The organism is Mesorhizobium sp. L103C105A0 (genome assembly GCF_000502215.1).
Taxonomy (GTDB): domain Bacteria; phylum Pseudomonadota; class Alphaproteobacteria; order Rhizobiales; family Rhizobiaceae; genus Mesorhizobium.
In genome coordinates this window covers 1-2,474 of record NZ_AYXF01000038.1, presented here as the reverse complement: position 1 = coordinate 2,474, position 2,474 = coordinate 1, and the positions used below count along the sequence as shown (strand labels likewise).

Genomic DNA, 2,474 nt, shown 5'->3' with positions numbered 1-2,474 from the left:
CAGCAACAGCACTGGTTCGGGTACAACCACCGGCACGTCGGGATCCTCGAATACAGCTGGCGATACGACCGCCAGCACCAGCACGGGTTCGGGCGCGAACTCGGCTGCTCAAATGGCTTCGATGCAGCAGCTCTGCACCCAAGTCCAAGGGATGTGACTGAATGCGGGCTCCGGGCCGGCTTGGCCGAAATAAGAAGAGGCCTTGAAGGCCCCGACATCGCTTTGGCTTTGGCTTGGTAGCAATTTCGGCGCTGAAGTCGGTCGGTGATCGGTGTCAGAACTTCGCGTTAGCCGGGCGACAAGTGCCTGAACGCCCTCGCTAGGAGTAATGCCGAGACTCTGGAATTGCCTTCCGAACTTGGAGAAGGTTAGCTGCGAGTTCCCTTCCCTCTCGGCTAACGCCAGATGGACAATCTGTGCGCCGCTGGTGCCGTCTGTCGCATGGCCTCCAGTCATCTTTTTTCGCTGTCCGGGAATAAAACGCCGCCCGCCCTGGTCTTCCATGCATACGCTGCTGATTGACCTTGGAGGAACGCCGCACTGCAAACCCACACATTGCCGAGCACGACGGTATCGGTCGACACGTTCCAGGACCTCTGGAAGGCGATAGGTCGGCCGCCTGCGGCCGGCTGGCTCACCTGTCTGCCGAAGGTGCTGCCGCGGTCGGGATCGGGAAAGCTCAGGTGCCGCGGATGCGAAATGGGTCGTGAATTCGGCAATGCTTGTGCTCGAGAAGNAAGCTCAGGTGCCGCGGATGCGAAATGGGTCGTGAATTCGGCAATGCTTGTGCTCGAGAAGCATCCATCTGGATGCATGTTTGCGGTCCAGTGTGTGATTGACATCGATGCGACGTTTGCCCTCACATTCAACGCAGTTGGCGACCCGGGATGTTTGCGCTGGGTTCCATCGCAAGGCAGAACCATTCTCGCCAAATGAGGACACGAGCTCCAGGCGAGGCGCATGTGACGGTGTACCGATGCTGAGCAGCAATGCGCAGGCCGACCGCTTCGGCGAAGTGGTAATGCCCCATCTCGCCGACGCGCTTTCGCTGGCCCGCTGGCTGACCGGCAATGCCACCGACGCCGAGGATGTCGTGCAGGACGCCTGCGNCCGACGCGCTTTCGCTGGCCCGCTGGCTGACCGGCAATGCCACCGACGCCGAGGATGTCGTGCAGGACGCCTGCGTGAAGGCACACGCCAACATCGCAAGCTATGCAGGCGGCAATGCACGTGCCTGGCTGCTCACCATCGTTGGCAACTCGTGCTACACATGGCTGGCGCGCAATCGACCGCGCAGCATCGTCTCGGTGGGCGACCTCGGTGATCTCGACGAGGTGAGCGCCGCTCACGCAGTCGATNAATCGACCGCGCAGCATCGTCTCGGTGGGCGACCTCGGTGATCTCGACGAGGTGAGCGCCGCTCACGCAGTCGATCTGATTGAGAGCGAAAGCCCGGAGGCGAGCCTGATCGCCAAGGCAGACGTGGCGGCCCTGGAGGCGGCGATCGCCGCTCTGCCGCAACCCTTTCGAGAAACGCTCGCGACGCCAAGCGGTCGGCAAGTGCTACGATATCCTTCAGCACCGCCTCCCTGCGGCGATGCGATACGATGTCGCGGGCCGCCTCGTCCGCGAGCACCTTGGCAGGCGCTTTCTTTTCGCGCGATATTGCCATCGTTTTCCTTTCCATTCGAGGGGGCTCAGCGTGTGAGGCGCAAGCGGGAGGGTCGGGATGCAGATTTTCGATCACATCGAGGCGCTGCTGGATGCGGGTGAAGCCTCGACGGCACTTAAGGAAGTGCGGGCGCTGGTGCATCAATTTGGGCCCGGGTCCAATGTCTTGGCGGGCGACGTCGGTGACCTCATTATTGACCTGTCGACGCTATCATTCGTCGCCGATGCTTACGGAGGCCGCATCGCAGAGGCGGCGCGCATGTTGGCCCGAAAAAGACTATTAAAAATCAAGTTGCTCGCACCTCGTCAAAGCGTTGAAGTGGTCAGCTAGAGATTGGTGGTCGCTACGAAAAACGTGTAGACCTGCTCGGTGCTCCGACCGCATCGAAACCTCTCGCCATCATCGGTTCCGTACGGACGGAAGAGCCGCCTGACCCTGCGACCAGATGAAAGCTTGGACTTGCGGCAGACCGCAAGCAGTTGGAGCTTGAATTGNGCTTGAATTGCCGACACACTCTCAGGAACCGTTGCCGGGATCGCACTCCATTGGTCGTCGGCCCAGATCCGGCGCGCCTCGCTTAAGGTGCCGGTCGAATATGGCCAGCTTCTCTTCGTAGCCGAGCCGCACTCTGGACCTGCAGCTATCGCATTTGAAACCGGCAATCGTTTTCAGCCAGGATCCCCTTCTCACCATAGGGCGTGAACAGGAGGGGCATTGGAATTCTAAAGGTACGTCGCGCAGTTCATTTGATAGAGGCACTGTGCATGTTCTCCTCAGCGGCACGGCCACTGCAACAAAGTAG

Annotated in this window: 3 protein-coding genes; all 3 read left to right on the top strand. The window is 60.5% G+C overall.

Annotated elements, in window-relative coordinates; translation table 11 throughout:
* On the top strand, positions 1–240 hold a 240-nt coding region (locus X727_RS1000000168720), incomplete at its 5' end, for a hypothetical protein (protein WP_210163671.1).
* A gap of 848 nt (positions 241–1,088) precedes the next feature.
* A complete protein-coding gene (locus X727_RS1000000169890; protein ID WP_023835584.1) occupies positions 1,089–1,400 on the top strand; it encodes a sigma factor in 312 nt (103 codons plus the stop codon).
* A gap of 329 nt (positions 1,401–1,729) precedes the next feature.
* Complete coding sequence (locus tag X727_RS135270) at positions 1,730–2,002, top strand: hypothetical protein (protein ID WP_023835583.1); 273 nt, start codon at positions 1,730–1,732, stop codon at positions 2,000–2,002.
* The last annotated feature ends 472 nt before the right edge of the window (positions 2,003–2,474 follow it).